The sequence below is a fragment of the Nonomuraea sp. NPDC049378 genome (genome assembly GCF_055586745.1).
This window is the reverse complement of the sequence record NZ_JBVJHP010000009.1, coordinates 218,109-234,582: the sequence shown is the minus strand read 5'-3', so window position 1 is coordinate 234,582 and position 16,474 is coordinate 218,109. Positions and strand designations below refer to the sequence as shown.

At 70.2% G+C, this 16,474-nt stretch carries 18 protein-coding genes; 6 read left to right on the top strand and 12 right to left on the bottom strand.

Features of this window, described 5'->3' with window-relative positions; genetic code table 11:
* Positions 1-43: 43 nt before the first annotated feature.
* Complete coding sequence (locus tag ACZ6SA_RS21285) at positions 44-1,183, top strand: cystathionine gamma-synthase (protein WP_347646254.1); 1,140 nt, start codon at positions 44-46, stop codon at positions 1,181-1,183.
* 81 nt (positions 1,184-1,264) lie between these two features.
* Here the strand turns inward: ACZ6SA_RS21285 and ACZ6SA_RS21280 are convergent, their stop codons facing one another.
* Positions 1,265-2,053 carry an oxidoreductase gene (locus ACZ6SA_RS21280; protein WP_465829753.1) on the bottom strand — a complete coding sequence of 263 codons (789 nt, stop codon included), beginning with the start codon at positions 2,051-2,053 and terminating at the stop codon, positions 1,265-1,267.
* 110 nt (positions 2,054-2,163) lie between these two features.
* Here ACZ6SA_RS21280 and ACZ6SA_RS21275 point away from each other — a divergent pair, with 110 nt between their 5' ends.
* Complete coding sequence (locus ACZ6SA_RS21275) at positions 2,164-2,763, top strand: TetR/AcrR family transcriptional regulator (RefSeq protein WP_465829751.1); 600 nt, start codon at positions 2,164-2,166, stop codon at positions 2,761-2,763.
* 166 nt (positions 2,764-2,929) lie between these two features.
* Here the strand turns inward: ACZ6SA_RS21275 and ACZ6SA_RS21270 are convergent, their stop codons facing one another.
* Positions 2,930-3,361, bottom strand: a complete 432-nt coding sequence (locus tag ACZ6SA_RS21270; protein WP_347646257.1) for a hypothetical protein — start codon at positions 3,359-3,361, stop codon at positions 2,930-2,932.
* Positions 3,362-3,371: 10 nt separating this feature from the next.
* Complete coding sequence (locus tag ACZ6SA_RS21265; RefSeq protein WP_347646258.1) at positions 3,372-3,494, bottom strand: hypothetical protein; 123 nt, start codon at positions 3,492-3,494, stop codon at positions 3,372-3,374.
* Positions 3,495-3,633: 139 nt separating this feature from the next.
* Between ACZ6SA_RS21265 and ACZ6SA_RS21260 the strand changes: the two genes are divergently transcribed.
* On the top strand, positions 3,634-4,056 hold the full coding sequence (locus ACZ6SA_RS21260; RefSeq protein ID WP_347646259.1) for a DUF6292 family protein: 423 nt from the start codon (positions 3,634-3,636) through the stop codon (positions 4,054-4,056).
* 68 nt (positions 4,057-4,124) lie between these two features.
* Here the strand turns inward: ACZ6SA_RS21260 and ACZ6SA_RS21255 are convergent, their stop codons facing one another.
* The 4 genes from ACZ6SA_RS21255 to ACZ6SA_RS21240 all read right to left on the bottom strand — a co-directional run bounded on the left by ACZ6SA_RS21255 (position 4,125) and on the right by ACZ6SA_RS21240 (position 8,853).
* Positions 4,125-4,595 carry a GNAT family N-acetyltransferase gene (locus tag ACZ6SA_RS21255; protein ID WP_347646260.1) on the bottom strand — a complete coding sequence of 157 codons (471 nt, stop codon included), beginning with the start codon at positions 4,593-4,595 and terminating at the stop codon, positions 4,125-4,127.
* A gap of 32 nt (positions 4,596-4,627) precedes the next feature.
* A complete protein-coding gene (locus ACZ6SA_RS21250; protein ID WP_347646261.1) occupies positions 4,628-6,622 on the bottom strand; it encodes a vWA domain-containing protein in 1,995 nt (664 codons plus the stop codon).
* A gap of 30 nt (positions 6,623-6,652) precedes the next feature.
* Positions 6,653-7,399 carry a hypothetical protein gene (locus tag ACZ6SA_RS21245; RefSeq protein WP_465829748.1) on the bottom strand — a complete coding sequence of 249 codons (747 nt, stop codon included), beginning with the start codon at positions 7,397-7,399 and terminating at the stop codon, positions 6,653-6,655.
* Between the two features lie 62 nt (positions 7,400-7,461).
* A complete protein-coding gene (locus ACZ6SA_RS21240) occupies positions 7,462-8,853 on the bottom strand; it encodes a sigma 54-interacting transcriptional regulator (RefSeq protein WP_465829746.1) in 1,392 nt (463 codons plus the stop codon).
* Positions 8,854-9,025: 172 nt separating this feature from the next.
* On the opposite strand from ACZ6SA_RS21240, the gene ACZ6SA_RS21235 reads away from it, so the two are divergent.
* Together ACZ6SA_RS21235 and ACZ6SA_RS21230 are read left to right on the top strand one after the other, a co-directional pair.
* Entirely contained in the window at positions 9,026-10,201 is a 1,176-nt protein-coding gene (locus ACZ6SA_RS21235; RefSeq protein ID WP_347646458.1) for an FIST signal transduction protein, read from the top strand.
* 19 nt (positions 10,202-10,220) lie between these two features.
* Positions 10,221-11,228 carry an ROK family protein gene (locus ACZ6SA_RS21230; protein ID WP_347646264.1) on the top strand — a complete coding sequence of 336 codons (1,008 nt, stop codon included), beginning with the start codon at positions 10,221-10,223 and terminating at the stop codon, positions 11,226-11,228.
* A 95-nt stretch (positions 11,229-11,323) separates the two neighbouring features.
* Here the strand turns inward: ACZ6SA_RS21230 and ACZ6SA_RS21225 are convergent, their stop codons facing one another.
* The 5 genes from ACZ6SA_RS21225 to hppD all read right to left on the bottom strand — a co-directional run bounded on the left by ACZ6SA_RS21225 (position 11,324) and on the right by hppD (position 15,690).
* Positions 11,324-11,971 carry a twin-arginine translocation signal domain-containing protein gene (locus ACZ6SA_RS21225; protein WP_347646265.1) on the bottom strand — a complete coding sequence of 216 codons (648 nt, stop codon included), beginning with the start codon at positions 11,969-11,971 and terminating at the stop codon, positions 11,324-11,326.
* A 68-nt stretch (positions 11,972-12,039) separates the two neighbouring features.
* Positions 12,040-12,585, bottom strand: a complete 546-nt coding sequence (locus tag ACZ6SA_RS21220; RefSeq protein WP_347646266.1) for an RNA polymerase sigma factor — start codon at positions 12,583-12,585, stop codon at positions 12,040-12,042.
* Positions 12,586-12,664: 79 nt separating this feature from the next.
* Positions 12,665-14,056: a M1 family metallopeptidase gene (locus ACZ6SA_RS21215; RefSeq protein ID WP_465829742.1), complete on the bottom strand. Its 1,392-nt coding sequence runs from the start codon at positions 14,054-14,056 to the stop codon at positions 12,665-12,667.
* A gap of 46 nt (positions 14,057-14,102) precedes the next feature.
* Complete coding sequence (locus ACZ6SA_RS21210) at positions 14,103-14,546, bottom strand: RDD family protein (protein WP_347646268.1); 444 nt, start codon at positions 14,544-14,546, stop codon at positions 14,103-14,105.
* A gap of 34 nt (positions 14,547-14,580) precedes the next feature.
* Positions 14,581-15,690: a 4-hydroxyphenylpyruvate dioxygenase gene (gene hppD, locus ACZ6SA_RS21205; protein ID WP_347646269.1), complete on the bottom strand. Its 1,110-nt coding sequence runs from the start codon at positions 15,688-15,690 to the stop codon at positions 14,581-14,583.
* Positions 15,691-15,793: 103 nt separating this feature from the next.
* On the opposite strand from hppD, the gene ACZ6SA_RS21200 reads away from it, so the two are divergent.
* The gene (locus ACZ6SA_RS21200; RefSeq protein ID WP_347646270.1) at positions 15,794-16,273 is read left to right on the top strand and encodes an Lrp/AsnC family transcriptional regulator; all 480 of its coding nucleotides are present in this window, start codon (positions 15,794-15,796) and stop codon (positions 16,271-16,273) included.
* Positions 16,274-16,474: the final 201 nt, after the last annotated feature.

The window sequence follows — 16,474 nt, the reverse complement described above, 5'->3', positions numbered from 1 at the left end:
GAGGGGAACGGATCGCGGGCCGACTTCCGTTAACGTGGCCTGTATGAGCAACGGTTTTGAGACCCTGGCCATCCACGCAGGTCAGGAGCCCGACCCGCTGACCGGCGCGGTCGTGCCGCCGATCTACGCCACGTCCACCTACAAGCAGGACGGCGTGGGCGGCCTGCGTTCGGGATATGAGTACAGCCGCTCCGCCAACCCCACGAGGACCGCGCTCGAAGAGGCGCTGGCGGCGGTGGAAGGCGGGGCGCGCGGGCTCGCGTTCGCCTCGGGTCTGGCCGCCGAGGACACCCTGCTGCGCGCGGTCTGCAAGCCGCAGGACCATGTGATCATCCCCAACGACGCCTACGGCGGCACCTACCGGCTGTTCGCCAAGGTCAACGAGCGCTGGGACCTCCACTACGACCCGGTCCCGCTGCACGACCTCGACGCGGTGGCCGCCGCCATGACACAGAAGACGAAGATCGTCTGGGTCGAGACGCCCACCAACCCGCTGCTCGGCATCGCCGACATCGCCGCGCTGGCGCAGCTGGCCCATGACAACGGCTCGCTGCTGGTGGTCGACAACACCTTCGCCTCGCCCTACCTGCAGCAGCCGCTGTCGCTCGGCGCCGACGTCGTCGTGCACTCGACCACGAAATACGTCGGCGGCCACTCCGACGTGGTCGGCGGCGCGCTGATCGCGGCCGACAGAGGGCTCGGTGAGGAGCTCGCCTACCACCAGAACGCGATCGGCGCCGTGGCCGGGCCGTTCGACGCCTGGCTGACGCTGCGCGGGCTCAAGACCCTCGGCGTGCGCATGGACCGCCACTGCGACAACGCCGAACGCATCGTCCACCTGCTGCTCGCCCACCCGCGCGTCACCAGCGTGCTCTACCCGGGCCTGCCCGAGCACGCCGGGCACGAGGTGGCGGTGAAACAGATGAAGAGGTTCGGGGGCATGGTGTCGTTCCGCGTCGCCGGAGGCGAGGCGGAGGCCGTGGCGGTGTGCGACAGGGCCAAGCTGTTCACGCTGGGGGAGTCGCTCGGCGGCGTGGAGTCGCTCATCGAGCACCCCGGCAGGATGACCCACGCCTCGGCCGCCGGGTCGCCGCTCGAGGTGCCCGCCGACCTGGTGCGGCTCTCGGTGGGCATCGAGACCGTCGACGACCTGCTGGCCGACCTCACCCAGGCGCTCGGCTAGCCCCACTCACCTGAACCCAGGTGCCCGGCCGGCTCCTGCGCCACCGTCCCTGGGCGCGCGAGGCTGAGCCGGCTGGGCGGTTCAGGCGGTCTTGACGACGCCGCCGTCGACGATGTAGTCGGTGCCGGTGACGCTGACGGCGTGGGGTGAGGCCAGCCAGGTGACGAGCGTGGCGATCTCTTCGGGTTCGATGAACCTGCCGGTCGTCACGCCGGTGGCGGCCGGCAGTGCGGCCAGGAACTGCTCCAGCTCCATGCCGTTCAAGCCGGCGAGCAACTCGCCGTACCCGCCCGGCGCCTCCCACATGGGGGTGCGGACGGCGCCGGGGGAGATCGTGTTGATCCGCACGCCCTGAGGGCCGACCTCCTCGGCCAGTGCCTTGCCGAACGCGGTGAGCGCCGCCTTGGCCGTCGAGTACGGCATCGGTCCGGCGCCCGGCATCCTGGCGGACACGGAGGAGATGTTGATCACGCTGCCGCGCCGCCGCAGCAGGCTGGGCAGAGCGGCGCGGGTGGCGCGTACGGCACTGAAGAGGTTCAGGTCGTACGAGTGCTGCCAGAGGTCGTCGCTCATGGCCACGAGCCCGCCGGCGATGTCGGGGGTCGCCTCGCCGCCGCCGACGTTGTTGACCAGCAGGTCGATCTCGCCCAGCTCGGCCAGCGCCTGCGCGATCACTTCGCCGGGCCCGTGAGCGGTGGACAGGTCGGCCGTCACGGCGGCCGCGCCGGTCTCCTTGAGCTCCGAGCTGATCGTGCGTGCCGCCGCGACGACCCGCATGCCCTCGCCCGTCAGTGCTCGCACGATCGCCAGGCCGAGGCCCTTGCTCGCCCCGGTCACGACGGCTGTCTTGCCGGTGAGTTGCATGTCCATGACATCTCCCCTTTACGAATCGCATCACTGTCGATGCAACGAAGCCTATGACTTGCATCAGAATGTTGCAAGTTTATGGATAACCGGGGCGATGTCGTATCCTTCGGGGCGTGAGTGAGAGGACCAGGGCGTTGCGCTCCGACGCCGAACGCACGGTGCGGACGATCCTGGAGGCCGCGGAGCGGGTGTTCGCCGAGGATCCGGCGGCGAGCATGGAGCAGATCGCCGAGGCCGCGGGCGTGGCGCGCACGACCGTGCACCGGCGCTTCGCCTCCCGTGAGGCGCTGCTGGAGGCGCTGGCCGCGGTGGCGGCCCGCGAGTTCGCCGCGGCCGTGGACGCCGCCCATCCCGAGACCACCCCGCCGCTGGTCGCGCTCTACCAGGTCACGGTCAACGTGCTGCGGGTCAAGCGGCAGTGGCCGTTCGCGCTCGACCTGACCGGACCGGAGGGCGGCGAGCCGGACTGCACCCATGCCGAAGTGGAGCAGCGGTGCGACCATCTCCTCCGAAGGGCCCAGGAAAGCGGGGTGCTGCGTGCCGACGCCGATCTCGCCTGGGCCAAATGGATCTTCTACGCGCTGATCGGGGTGGCGGCGCGGATCCGCGAGTGCGAGCCCGACGTCGCCGCCACCCGCGTGGTCGACACCCTGCTGTGCGGCGTCGGCACCGGCCAGGGCCTGATCAGTACAGGGTCACAGCCCGGCCAGTGACGCGGCGTAGCGGAGACCGGCAAGGCCGGCGATCCGGGCCATCCGGCCGCGCTGTGGCCCGCGGCCACCGCACGATCTTCTGTCGTTCTCACGAACCCCGAATGATCACGCGGTGGCCGTCGCCAGGTGACCCCAACGCCTCAAGATCGCAAAGGTCGCTGGAGTGCTAGCCGGGCACCACCATCAGGAAGAGGATGACCAGCCAGATCACCGACAGCAGCCCGCTGATGGCGGCGATCCGGCCGTTCTGCACCTTCGCGTCGTCTTCCGTGCCCTCACTGGAGAGCGCGCGGACGGCGGTGCGCAGGTCGCGGTCGATGATGACGAGCAGCACGGCGCCCACGATGAACAACGTCATCGACGCCGTCATGTACCACCGGCCGAGCACCCCGCCACCGAGAACGATGCCGAGGATCAGCCCGAACACGAAGACGCCCAGGCTGCCGAGGCTGTAAACCCTCGTCATGCGCTGGATGTTCTGCAACACGGGCACGTTCTTGTTGCGGATGACGCGCGGAGCGGCCATCGTCGCGGCGGTGATCGGGCCGATCGTGAAGATCGCGAAACCGATGTGCAGCCAGAGAAACAGGGACGACATGCGGGAGAGACTAGTCGCCGGCGATCTCCGCCGGGGACTCGACACTCTCTTCGCCGTCCTCCGCGCAGCGCATGATCAACTCGGTCATCACGATGGCGACGACCATGAGCACGATGAGGAGTCCCGCAATCATGGAAGCTCCTCCTTCCCCGTCTGGACCGTAAATATCGTCCGTAATGACTAGACGAGCCTGCAACGGAATAAGTTCAGCGCGGGTATGGTTGGTCACCGTTCGCTTTTTCTTACCGTAAGGGCACAAGGGGGTGCCGTCCGTGGCCATCAGGCATGTCGAGCCGTACAGCGACGAGTGGCTGCAGCAGCCGATCAGCTACGTGCAGCGGGTCATCGACGTGCTGGGATCAGAGGTGGCCGGTTGGTGGGAGGGCCCGTGCGACCCGCGTGACGTCACACTGAAGCTGGCCGATGGAAGCGCGCTGGTCTGGGACGAAGAGAGCGGCTGGCGCCTGGGCACCTTCGTCTCCGGCGGGCCGGGCCTGCGCAGCGAGCTGGCCGGGGTGCGCTATCTGGGCCACGGGCTGCTGCCCAGGCCTGAGCGGGTGCCGTCGGCGCTCAGCGACGCCAGGGCAGGCGTGGGGGCCAGCTCGGCCTGGCGTCCGTGCTACCGCTCCCACCGCAACTGCCGCGACGGGTTCGACGTCGCCCTCGACTTCTACTGCCGTCTCGTCGACGCCTGACCTCGTCGGCCACCGTTCGCCCCGGACGACGGGGCGAACTCGTCGGCCGGGGAGGCGCAGGGTGGCCGTCAGAGCGGCGCCGGCGGGGTGTGGAGGACGAGCAGGATGTGCTCGTCGTCGCCGTGTCTGACCGTGCCCGCGCGCTGGAAACCGTGCTTCTCCAGCAGCCGGACCGAGCCGGTGTTGGCGTGGAAGGGGTCGGCGTGGAGCGGGCGGATGCGCTCCTGGCGCAGGAAGAGCTCCATGGCCCGGCTGCCGATGCCCCGGCCCCAGAACGCCCGGCCGAACCAGTAGCCGATGAAGCGCCTGTCATCCTCCCACCAGGCCACGAGGTTGCCCGCCAGGTCGCCGTCGACGGTGACCGCCTGGACGAAGACCTTCGGGTCGCCGAGGACCCGCGTGGTCCAGTGGCGCATGAACGCCTCCCGCTCCCTGGGCGCGAACCTGGACCGCCGCGCGGCCTCGGCATCGTGCTCGTGGGCCAGGAACACCTCAAGGTCGGCCGTCTCCACGTCGCGCAGGCACACGTCTTCGTTCATGGTCTGCGAGTGTGGCAGAGAGCACCGACAGTTCAGCGGGCCCGGCGCAGCCGGAGGAAGTCGCTGACCACGTATTCGCCCAGCCGCTCGGCGCTGGGGGAGAAGACGCGGCCGCCGTTCCTGCGGGCCACCTCGTCCACGAACTCCTTCAGCCGGTCGTCAGCCGCCAGCATGAAGACGTTGAGGGTGGCCCGCCGCCGGGTCATCTTGTCGACCTCGGAGAGCGTGAGCTCCAGGGTCTCGCTCGACGGCGGCCACTCGAAGGCGGACCTGCCGTTGCGCATCAGGTGCGCGGTGGGCTCGCCGTCGGTGACCACCAGCACCACGGGCTCGAAGTCGGGGTGACGGTCGAGGTGGCGGCCGGCGATCAGGAGCGCGTGGTGCAGGTTGGTGCCCTGGACCATGTCCCAGTCGAGGCCCGCCAGCTCGTCGGGCTGCAGCACCCTGGCGTAGTTGGAGAAGCCGATGATCTGTACGGCGTCCTGCGGGAACTTGGAGGCCACCAGCGCCTGGAGGGCCAGCGCCGTCTGCTTGGCGGCGGCCCAGGTGCCGCGCAGGGCCATCGAGTAGGACAGGTCGACGAGCAGGCACACGGCCGCGGCGCTGCGCCGCTCGGTCTCGGCCACCTCGAAGTCGTCCACCGACAACCGCACGGCCGCCCGCCCACCGTCCCGTCCGGCCCGCGCGCTCTCCTGGCCGGTACGGATCGCGACGCCGCCGCTGCGGACGCCGTTGACCAGGGTGCGGACCACGTCGATGGGCTGCTCGTCGCCGAAGCGCCACGGCCGTGACGAGCCGGTGAGCTCGCCGGCCGAGCCCGCGTCGTGCTGGTCGTGGTCGCCGCGGCGGCCCGCGTCGAGCGAGGAGAAGACGCGGCGCAGGGCCGTCTCGCCGAGCCGGCGCACCGCCTTCGGGGTGAGCTCCAGCTTGCCGCGCCGGCGCAGGAGGTAGCCCTGCTCCTCCAGCTCGCGTTCGATGCGCTTGAGCGCCTCCAGGTCGTCGACCGCGGAGCGGCCCAGCGCACGGCGTACGGCGGCCTCGTCGATGTCGTCGAGCCGCGCGCCCGGGTAGTCCTGGCGCAGGGCGGTCTCCAGCTGGGTGAGGTCGGCGAGTTCTTCCAGGGCGGTGACGGCGTCGCCCATGCCGAGGGGCTCCTCGCCGGTGAGGCGTTCGGGGGCGTTCCAGGCGAGGTCGGGGCGGCGCGCGTGGAGGGCTTCGCCGAGGCGGCGCATCTGCTCGGAGAGCCCGGCCTGGTCGAGGGTCTGGTTGATGAGGCCGGCGAGCTCTTCGCGCTGGCGGGGCGTCATCGAGGCCAGCATGCGCTGCGTGGCGGCGGCGCGGCGGGCCAGGATGTCGACGAGCTCTTCCAGGTCGCGCGGCTTCTCGGGGAACAGGTCGCCATGCCTGGCCATGAAGGCGTCGAAGTCGGCCTGGGTGTGCTCGCCGCGGGCGTCCTTGTCCAGCATGTCGTTCAGGTCCGACATCATCTGGCGGACGCGTTCCATCGCCTCGGGGTCCGGGTTCGCGAGCGCGTCGCGCAGGCCCCTGAACTGGCTGTCGAGGACCTCCCGCCGCAGCAGGTCACGCAGTTCCTCGAACGTCTGGCGCGCGGCGGCAGAACGCCACTCGTACGTGCTCAGCTCCTGGATGGCGGCGGCGGTGTCCTCGGGCAGCGCGTCGAGCCCCGCCTCCCGCAGCCGCGCCTCGTCGGAGGGATCGGGGAACAGCTCGGCCCGCTCCTGGCCGATGGCCTTGTCCAGCAGCGCCCGTGCCTTCTCCAGCGTGCCGTCGAGCCGCCCCCGCTCGCGCAGGTCACGGCGGCGCCTGCGGACCTGCTTGAGCATGTCGTCGAGGCCCCGGCGGTCCTGCGCGCCGGGCAGACCGCGCTTCAGCAGGTCGCGCAGCGCGTGGACGGGCGTCGAGCCCGACAGGATCGCATCGCCCATCTCGTCGAGCGCCGCCCGCACGTCGTAGGGCGGGGCCAGGGGATCGGGGCCATCGTGGTACTCGCCATAGCGAAAGGCCATCACAGGACCACGCTAACCCCACAAGCGCGGTCACGCGTCCCCGAAAACCTCCCATACCTGGTCGAGGGAGTCGGCTCCGGGGGTGTACTCGATCTTCACCAGCACGGGGTGGCGGAGCGGCTTGAGCGCCTTCGTCAGGTCGGCCGGGGTGCAGGGCTTCTTGCCCAGGCCGTTCGCGTCCGCGTTGACCGGCCGGCCCGCGAGCCAGCCGCTCCCGCACCGGGCGGTGGTGCGGTAGAAGCTCGTGGCGTACGTGTAGCCCAGCTTGATCTTCTTACCGCCGGACGCGAACACGACGGCGGTGTCGTCGATCCGCTGGATCGTGCCGCGCGCGGAGCGCTGGCCGGGCCGGTCGGCGACCACGAACTCGTTGACCCTGGTGACCTTGCCCCCACGGTGCTCGACGCGCACTGGTACGGGGCCGCGCCCGAGGCCGGTGGACAGGTCGCGGGGCGAGCACCTGGTGCGCCCGAGCCCCTTGCGGTCGACGGCCACCCGGCCCTCGGTCTCCTTCAGGTCGCAGGCGACCGTGATCCGCCCGTAGGCGGCCCTGGAGTAGTCGAGCCTGAGCTCCTTGGCGCCCGGGGTCGCCTTGAGGCGGTAGCCCAGGAAATCCTTCTGCTTCACGAACGAGGCGGATCGGGGCACGATGCGCAGGCGGTCCTGGCCGTCGGACCAGGCGTACCCGTAAACGGTCTTGGTGGTGGCGGCCTCGGCTGGCGCGGCGACGCCGCACAGAACGAGAGTGGCTGCGGTGGCGCAGGCAAGCGGGCGCATGGACGGTCTCCCCCGACGTCGTGAGCTGGTATCACGTAAGACGCGGGAGACCGCCCAGATGTTCACGTCCGGTAGACGGTCACTCCGTCAACGTCTTCCTTGGACAGGCGGCGCATGAGGTAGAGGCCTTCGAGCGCGAACTCCAGGGCCGCCGCCGCATGCCCCGGCGACTCCTCGCCCGCGCCCATGCCCAGCCTCGACATGACCTTCGCCAGCCCGGTGACCGGCCCGATCCGGTGCAGCAACTCCCCGGCGGGGACGAGCTCGCCCGACTCGACCTGGTTGCCCTCGGCGAACTTGTCGGTCACCGGCGACAGGTCCATGCCGCCCAGCCGGTTCCTGAACGTCTCCGCGGTCGCCCTGCGCAGCAGGTGGGCCAGGATCTCGGTCTCCCGGCCCTCCTCGCTGACCTCGAACTCCACCTTGCCCCGCAGGCTGTGCACCACGCAGGCCAGGTCGACCACGCGCGCGACGGCCTGCTCCTCGCCCGCGAGGGCCGCCCTGCGCACCGCCGAGGCCGCCGCGGTCTCGGCGGCCGCGATCGAGAACCGCGCGGACACGCCGGAACGGGCGTCGACCGCGGTCGACTCGCGGACCAGCCTGGTGAACCGGGCGATCACCTCGACCAGGTGCTCGGGGATGTCGGCCCCGATGTCGGGCATGGACTCCTGGCGGATCAGCGTCAGCTCGTCCTCGACCGTCAGCGGGTAGTGGGTGCGGATCTCGGCGCCGAACCGGTCTTTCAGCGGCGTGATGATCCGGCCCCTGTTGGTGTAGTCCTCGGGGTTGGCGCTGGCGATGAGCAGGATGTCGAGCGGCAGCCGCAGGTTGTAGCCGCGCACCTGGACGTCGCGCTCCTCCAGCACGTTGAGCAGCGACACCTGGATGCGCTCGGCCAGGTCGGGCAGCTCGTTGACGGAGAACACGCCGCGGTTGGTGCGCGGGACCAGGCCGTAGTGGACCGTCTCGGGATCGCCGAGCGTGCGCCCCTCGGCGATCTTGATCGGGTCGACGTCGCCGATCAGGTCGCCCACGGAGGTGTCGGGTGTGGCGAGCTTCTCGCCGTAGCGCTCGTCCCGGTGTTTCCACGCGACCGGCAGCTCGTCGCCCAGCTCGCGCGCCAGCGCCTGGCAGCGCGTGCAGGCCGGTGTGTACGGGTGGTCGTTGATCTCGCAGCCCTCGACGACCGGCGTCCACTCGTCGAGCAGCCCGGTGACGGTGCGGATGAGCCGGGTCTTGCCCTGGCCGCGCTCGCCCAGCAGGACCAGGTCGTGGCCGGCCAGCAGGGCCCGTTCGAGGTGGGGGAGCACGGAGTCGTCGAAGCCCACGATGCCGGGGAAGCGGGGCTCACCCGCCCGCAGCTTGGCCAGCAGGTTTTCCCGGACCTCGGCTTTGACGGTGCGATGAACGTGGCCGCTCTCTCGCAACGTGCGGAGAATACGTGGCTGATGCACGGGATCGAGACTACGTCCCCCGCGAGGAATGCGGCAGAGTCTTTCGCATCTGGCGGAGATTTCGGATCTTGACTATTGCGTGGCGGTTCGTGCGCGTGCTTGTCCCTTTAGTGGGGAGAATCGGGCCTAGGGAACTTGGACATGTCGAGGGGAGGCGAGACGCGTGGCCTTGATGACGAGCCGCTTCGCCGACGGCCTCGCCGTGGGTTCCGACCTGGTGGAGGCCGCGGAGAGTGCCGTCGGCCGGGCACTGTCGAGGCTCAGCGGCCAAGCCGACCTGGTCTGCTTCTTCATCTGCGGCGACGACCCTGACGACGTCGCCCGCGCCGGCGAGGCCGCGATGAAGCTCGCGCCCGAAGCACACGTGATCGGATGCAGCGCCACGGGAGTGATCGGCGACGGTCAGGGAGTGGAGCTGACGCCCTCCGTGAGCGCCTGGGCCGCGACCCTGGACGGGGCGAGACTGACCACGTTCGCGCTGGAGACGCTGGCCGCCGAGGACAGGTTCGTGGTGGTCGGGCTGCCGGAGCGCAACGGCGACGACCATGTGGCGATCTTGCTGGCCGATCCGTACACGTTCCCGACCGACGCCTTCGTCGAGCGCTCGGCCGACGTGCTGGGCGACCTGCCGCTGATCGGCGGGCTCGCCAACGGGCTGCAGGGCCGGGGTTCCGTACGGTTGTTCGCCGACGGAGAGATCTACTCCGAGGGCGCGATCGGCGTGCTGATCAGCGGGGAGGTGAAGATCAGCACCGTGGTGAGCCAGGGCTGCCGCCCTATCGGCCCCAGCATGGTGGTCACCGCGGCGGAAGAGAACCTGCTGCTCGAACTGGCCGGGCAGCCCGCGCTGGCCCGGCTCGAGGACATCGTCAGCGAGCTGGACGAGGACGACCGCGAGCTGGTCGCCTCCGGGTTGCAGATCGGCGTGGCGATGGACGAATACGCCGAACGCCACGAACGCGGCGACTTCCTCATCAGAGGAGTCATCGGCATCGATCCCGAACGCGAGGCCGTGGCCATCGGCGACATCGTGGAGATCGGCAGGACCGTGCGCTTCCAGGTGCGCGACGCGGCCACCGCCGACGAGGACCTCTATGACCTGCTCGACGCCCACCGCGAGGAGATCGGCAAGGTGGACGGGGCGCTGCTGTTCTCCTGCAACGGCCGGGGCTCGGCCATGTTCGGCACCGCCGACCACGACCCGGTCGCCCTGCGCGACACGCTGGGACCCATCGGCGTGGCGGGTTTCTTCGCGGCCGGCGAGGTCGGTCCCGTCGCGGGCCACAACCACGTGCACGGCTTCACCGCCTCCGTCCTGGTGTTCTCCAACTCAGCGGGCGGGCCATGAACCGTACGGCGGGCCGTCGGTGATCCTCGCGATCGACGTGGGCGGCACCAAGATGGCCGCGGGCCTGGTCGCCCACGACGGCACGGTGGTCGAGGCCCGGCGCTCCGCCACCCCGCAGGACACGGACGCCGGCACCCTGTGGAAGGCCCTCGTGGATCTCATCGAGCCGCTGTCGCAGCGGGTCGAAGGAGTGGGGGTGGGGTGTGGCGGGCCGATGCGCTGGCCCGAGGGCGAGGTCTCGCCGCTGAACATCCCCGCCTGGCGCGGCTTCCCCCTGCGCGCCCGGCTGGCCGCGCGTTTCCCCGGTTTACCGGTACGCCTCCACAACGACGCGATCTGCCTGGCCGTGGCGGAACACTGGAAGGGGGCCGGGCAGGGTGTCGCCGACATGCTGGGCATGGTCGTCTCGACCGGGGTGGGGGGCGGGCTCATCCTGAACGGCAGGCTGGTGAACGGCAGGACGGGCAACGCCGGGCACATCGGGCACGTGGTGGTCGAGCCGGCAGGAGGGCCGCGCTGCGGTTGCGGCGGCCACGGTTGCCTGGAGGCCGTCGCCCGCGGCCCCGCCCTCACCGACTGGGCCCTGGCCCATGGCTGGACCCCCGGAGCCGCCCCGGCGGACGAACCTGCGCGAGGAACAGCCGGCGCAGATGCGCCACCTGCCGCGATGCGGGACGCGGGAGTGGCTTACCGGGAGGATCGGGCCGTCACCGGGAGGGCGCTGGCGGCCGACGCGCTGGCCGGGGACCCGGTCGCGCTGCGGGCCATGAGCCGGGCCGGGCGCGCGATCGGCCTCGCCATCGCCTCCGCGACCCACCTGTGCGACCTGGACCTCGTCACCGTCGGCGGCGGGTTGTCCCAGGCAGGCGAGCCGCTGTTCGGTCCTTTGGAGGAGGCGCTGCGCGAGCACGCCAGGGTGGAGTTCGCCCGCCGGGTCAAGGTCGTGCCCGCCGCTCTCGGCCAGGAGGCCGGGCTGGTGGGAGCCGCCGCGTTGATCCTCGCGACGGACAGCTACTGGAGCACGTGAAGGCCCGGCGGCCCTTCTGCTCGGGAGGGCCGCCGGGCCGGGGAACGGGCCGGCGAATGGTCCAGCGTGAGGGACCGCCGGCCGCGTCAGGTGCGTTATCGGGTCTTGGGGTCGAGGTGGGGCCCCGCGTCCCGGCCCTCCGTCTTGGTCGAGAGGCTCGGCCCGCCGTCCTCGCCCGTGCCCGCGTCGTTCGTGCCCGTGTCGTTCGTGCCCTGCTCGCTCGTGTCGTCCGCGCCGGGGGACGGGATGGACATCGAGGTCGCCTGGCAGGGGGCGACGGAGCCCCTGACCACCTGCAGATGGGTCGCGACCGGCGGCTTGTCGTCGCCGTCCCTGGCCTTGGTGACGGCCAGGACGAGTGTCTCGCCCGCGGGCACCTGCCCCTTCTCTATCGAGAACGAGATGCCGTCGCCCGCCCTGCCGATGCTCACCGCGAGCGGCCCCTTCACGGACCCCGCCCGGCCACGGGACCCTTGGCAGGTCTGCCCGAACGGCAGGTAGTCGACCACGGCCTTCACCCCGGCGCCGGCCAGTTCGGACTGCAGCCCCTCCGGATCGGTCAACTCGTTGATCTGCACCCGCACTCCGCCGTCGGCGGCCCTGGTCACCGCGTAGGCCGGGCCGCCGGTCATCCCGGTCAGCATCAACACAGCCGTGGTGGCCGCCGCAGCCCCCGCCACCGCGGCGGACAGCCCGATGAAGCGCCGCCGGGAGCTACGCCGAACCGGTGTCACAGTCGTCATCTCTTCCTCCGCCGTCCTTGCCGTGATCTCTTCCTTGAGTGCACTGAGAAGGCGCTCTTCGAAAGTGCTCATGCGTGTCCTTCCAGGTACACGGTCGATGGCGAAGCGACGTTTTCCAGAGCACGTCTGGCCCGATGCAGTCTGACTCGTGCGGTCACCTGCTTGATGCCCAGAGCCTTCGCGGCCTCGGTGACGGTGAGCTGATCGATCACGACGAGCTCCAGCACCGCGCGTTCGCCCTCCGGCAGACCCCGCATGGCCTCCAGAGCGCTGCGCATCCGGCGCTCGGCGTCGATCCGCTCCTCCATCCGGACGAGATCGTCGTCGTCCATCAGCCGGCGGCCCGCGACGCGGCCGGCCGCCCGCGCCTCCCTGGCCGCCTGGCGATGTCGTGCCGACACGACGTTGCGCGCGACGCCGTACAGCCATGCGATCTCGCTGCCCCTGCCGGGCACGTAGGCGTGCGCCGAGTCGAGGGCCGCCAGGAAGATGTCCGCCGTCAGGTCGGCGGCGAGATGAGGATCGCTCACCCGCCGGACCACGAACTTCATGACGGCATCGACGTGGCGGCGATAGAAGGCCTCAAAGGCCGCAGGGTCTTCGTTGAGGCGCACTGGCCTCGCTCCCTTCGTCGTTCGCCCTTACATCCGTACTTGGACGGAGCGACGAGAAGCGTTTCCCCGCGGCCCGCGGTCAGGCGGGGCGGCGGGGTTGGTAGAGCCAGGCGGCGAAGAGGGGCTTGAGGTCCTTGCCCGACATCCGCTCGGCCAGCTCGATGAACTGCTCCGTGGTGACGTGACCGTAGCGGTTGTCGGCGGCCCACGCCTTGAGCAGTCCGAAGAACGTGTCGTCGCCGACGGCCCGCCGCAGGGCGTGCAGCGTCATGCCGCCGCGGGTGTAGACGGACTGGTTGAACAGGTCGTCGGGCTTGGCCCGCCCCGGCGGGTATTTCCACATCGGGTCGCCGGCGGGGCGGTTGTGATGGCCCTCGAAGATCTCGTCGGCGGTCTTCTTGCCCTTGTGCTCGGACCACAGCCACTCGGCGTAGGTGGCGAACCCCTCGTTGAGCCAGAGGTCCTTCCAGCGGCGGATGGTCAGGCTGTTGCCGAACCACTGGTGCGCCAGCTCGTGGGCGATGATGCCCTCGTCGGGTTCGAAGCCGCCGTAGAGCGGCTTGGTCTGGTTCTCCAGCGCGTAGCCGGCGGCGTAGTCGTCGACCACGCCGCCGGTCGAGCCGAACGGGTAGGGGCCGAAGACCGTGGACCAGTAGTCGGTGATCTCGCCGGAGGCCTTGTAGAGCTTGTCGAGCGAGGAGGCGAACCGGGGGTCGGCGGCGGCGAGGTTGGGCACGCCCGCGGGCGTGCTGCCCTTGCGCAGCTTGAAGGTGCCCATCGTGGCCGTCGCCAGGTAGGTCGCCATCGGATGGCGCTCGCTCCACCGGTAGGTGGTCCTGCCGCCGGACGTCGTGGGCTCGCCGGTCAGCTCGCCGTTGGCCAGCGCGGTGACCCCGGCGGGCACGGTGATCGTGAACGCAAACGTGGCCTTGTCGGAGGGGTGGTCGTTGCTGGGGAACCAGGTCTTGGAGCCGTTGGGCTCGGAGGCCACGAACGCGCCGTCGGCGGTCGGGATGAACCCGAACGTGCCGAGGTTGGTGGTGCTCGTGGCCGGCTGGGGGCGGCCGGAGTAGCGGACCCGCGCGGTGAACGTGGCGCGGTCGTCGATCGGCTTGGCCGGCCGCACGGTCAGCTCGCCGCCCTGGTGGGTGAACGTGGCGGGGGAGCCGTTGACCGTGACCTGGCGCACGTCGAGCCCGAGCAGGTCGAGGTTGAAGCTGGACAGGCCCTGGGTGGCGCCGGCCTTGATGGTGGCCACGCCGTCCAGCCGCCTGGTCGCCGGGGTGTAGTCGATCGCGAGGTCGTAGTGGCTGACGTCGTAGCCGCCGTTGCCGTCGTCGGGGAAGTCGGTGTCGCCGATGCCGGACGCGCCCGGCCGGTGCCCGGCCGCGGCCGGCGCGTCCGCGGGCGAGCAGGCCAGGAGGCTGGCGAACGTCGCCAGCAGCGCGATCGCGCGCCTGTGTTGTCGCATGGGCGGACGAGCCCCCTTCGCATCGTGACGAGAATCCTACGGTGAGTCAGGCGAGGACGACGACCGTCCTCGCGACCTTGTCGTGGATGGCCTGCTTCCGGGGGTCGAAGAGGATCCAGGCAAGGTCGAGCAGGAGGCCGACGCAGCAGGCCCAGGCGAGTGCGCTCATCACGGCCTGCCTGATCGCGGCCTGTCCCACGCCTATCTTGGCCCCGTTCTCCTGCACGACGCGGATTCCGAAGAGCTTCTTGCCCAGCGTCTGACCATTCCAGAAGGCATGCAGGAGCCAGAAGTAGAGGAAAGCCACGAGTCCGGCCGCGAAGGTGTGCTCCACCGGATAGCGCTCCCAGCCGCCCCTGGCGCCGTCCCAGGCGTATTCCCAGCTCGTCCAGGTGAAGGGGGCGGTGGCGACGTTGACGATGAGCCAGTCGAGAAGTCCGGCGAACAGCCGCCGCCACCGTCCCGCCAGCCCCGGTGGTGGCGATCCCATGAAGTGCTGATGGCCACCACCGGGTCGGGACAAACTAAAGGTTGCCCCTGCGTTCCTGCTCGCGCTCGATGGCCTCGAAGAGCGCCTTGAAGTTGCCCTTGCCGAATCCGAGCGAGCCGTGCCGCTCGATGAGCTCGAAGAAGACCGTGGGCCGGTCCTGCACGGGCTTGGTGAAGATCTGCAGCAGATAGCCGTCCTCGTCGCGGTCGACGAGGATCCCGCGCTTCTTCAGCTCCTCGATCGGCGCCCGCACCTCGCCGATGCGCGCCCGCAGCTCGGGGTCGTCGTAGTAGGAGGCGGGCGTGTCGAGGAACTGCACGCCGCCGGCCCGCATGTGGTCGACCGTCGTGAGGATGTCGTTGGTGGCCAGCGCGATGTGCTGCACGCCCGGGCCGCGGTAGAACTCCAGATATTCGTCGATCTGCGACTTCTTGCGGCTGACGGCCGGCTCGTTCAGCGGGAACTTGACCTTCCGCGTGCCGTCGGCCACGACCTTGGACATGAGCGCCGAGTATTCGGTGGCGATGTCGTCGCCGATGAACTCCGCCATGTTCGTGAAGCCCATGACCTTGCGGTAGAACTCCACCCACTCGTCCATCTTGCCCAGCTCGACGTTGCCGACGCAGTGGTCCACCGCCTGGAACAGCCGCCCGCCCTTGGTCGCGGGCGGCGCCACCAGAGGCTCGGCCGGGGCGTAGCCGGGCAGGTAGGGGCCGCCGTAGTTGGCCCTGTCGACCAGCGTGTGCCGCGTCTCGCCGTAGGTGGCGACGGCCGCGAGCAGCACCTTGCCGTGCTCGTCCTCCAACGTGTACGGCTCCGCCAGCCCTTCGGCCCCGTGCGCGACCGCGTGGGCGTAGGCCGCCTCCACGTCGGGCACCTGGATGGCCAGGTCGATCACCCCGTCGCCGTGCTCGGCGACGTGCCGCGCCATGTCGGTGCCCGGCCTGATCGAGGCCCGGAACTCGAACGTGGCGCTCCCCGAGGTCAGCACGTACGCGGCCACGTCGGGGCTGCCGTTCTCCGGCCCCCGGTAGGCCACCAGCTTCATGCCGAACGCGGTCGAGTAGTAGTGGGCCGCCTGCTTGGCGTTGCCGACGGCGAACACCACGGCGTCCATGCCGTTAACCGGAAAGACATCATTCATAGCTCCAACTCTCGATATTCCTAGACGAGTTGCGCAAGAGTTACCTTGTACGGTGGACAATCTGCCTAGCATCCATGGCAGAAGTCCGGTAAATCTGTACAGCATGACGATCGATGACCTGGACGCCCGACTGATCGCCCTCCTGACGGCCGAGCCCCGGCTGGGCGTGCTCGAATGCTCGCGACGGCTCGGCGTGGCGCGTGGCACGGTCCAGGCCCGGCTGGACCGGCTGGTCGCCCGGGGCGTGGTCACCGGGTTCGGGCCCGACGTTTCCCCGGCCGCGCTCGGATATGACGTGACGGCGTTCGTCAGCATGGAGATCAGGCAGGTCGCGGGGCACGACCCCGTGGCCGACCGGCTCGCCCGCATCCCCGAAGTTCTGGAGGTGCACACGATCACCGGCGACAGCGACCTGCTGTGCCGCGTGGTGGCGCGGACCAACGCGGATCTGCAGCGCGTCATCGATCAGATCGTCGATGTCCACGGCGTGCTCAGGACTAATTCGATCATCGCCCTTGACACCCCGGTTCCCTACCGAGTGTTGCCATTGGTCGCCGATGTTCCGCGGCACGGGGCGCTCTAGCCGTACTATCGCTGGGGGACGAGGCACCGTCATCGACCGTTTAACCTTGGCATTCGCCCTGCTTGCAGGGGGTCGGGCGGCACGTGACTAAGGGGGTCGAGAGTGCGGAGCGGTGGTGGAAACAGGATGCGAAAACGGCGGATTCTCCGACTTCTGGCCATTTCTTTCGGCGCCGCAATCCTCGTACTTGTCGGACTTTTT

Bases quoted from the DNA above. Each gene is read 5' to 3' on its own strand.
- hppD (WP_347646269.1), bottom strand. From the start codon at position 15,690: ATGAATGATGTCTTTCCGGTTAACGGCATGGACGCCGTGGTGTTCGCC.
- ACZ6SA_RS21215 (WP_465829742.1), bottom strand. From the start codon at position 14,056: ATGCGACAACACAGGCGCGCGATCGCGCTGCTGGCGACGTTCGCCAGC.
- ACZ6SA_RS21210 (WP_347646268.1), bottom strand. From the start codon at position 14,546: ATGGGATCGCCACCACCGGGGCTGGCGGGACGGTGGCGGCGGCTGTTC.
- ACZ6SA_RS21265 (WP_347646258.1), bottom strand. From the start codon at position 3,494: ATGATTGCGGGACTCCTCATCGTGCTCATGGTCGTCGCCATCGTGATG.
- ACZ6SA_RS21280 (WP_465829753.1), bottom strand. From the start codon at position 2,053: ATGGACATGCAACTCACCGGCAAGACAGCCGTCGTGACCGGGGCGAGC.
- ACZ6SA_RS21225 (WP_347646265.1), bottom strand. From the start codon at position 11,971: ATGACGACTGTGACACCGGTTCGGCGTAGCTCCCGGCGGCGCTTCATC.
- ACZ6SA_RS21245 (WP_465829748.1), bottom strand. From the start codon at position 7,399: ATGCGCCCGCTTGCCTGCGCCACCGCAGCCACTCTCGTTCTGTGCGGC.
- ACZ6SA_RS21250 (WP_347646261.1), bottom strand. From the start codon at position 6,622: ATGGCCTTTCGCTATGGCGAGTACCACGATGGCCCCGATCCCCTGGCC.
- ACZ6SA_RS21200 (WP_347646270.1), top strand. From the start codon at position 15,794: ATGACGATCGATGACCTGGACGCCCGACTGATCGCCCTCCTGACGGCC.
- ACZ6SA_RS21270 (WP_347646257.1), bottom strand. From the start codon at position 3,361: ATGTCGTCCCTGTTTCTCTGGCTGCACATCGGTTTCGCGATCTTCACG.
- ACZ6SA_RS21235 (WP_347646458.1), top strand. From the start codon at position 9,026: ATGACGAGCCGCTTCGCCGACGGCCTCGCCGTGGGTTCCGACCTGGTG.
- ACZ6SA_RS21285 (WP_347646254.1), top strand. From the start codon at position 44: ATGAGCAACGGTTTTGAGACCCTGGCCATCCACGCAGGTCAGGAGCCC.
- ACZ6SA_RS21255 (WP_347646260.1), bottom strand. From the start codon at position 4,595: ATGAACGAAGACGTGTGCCTGCGCGACGTGGAGACGGCCGACCTTGAG.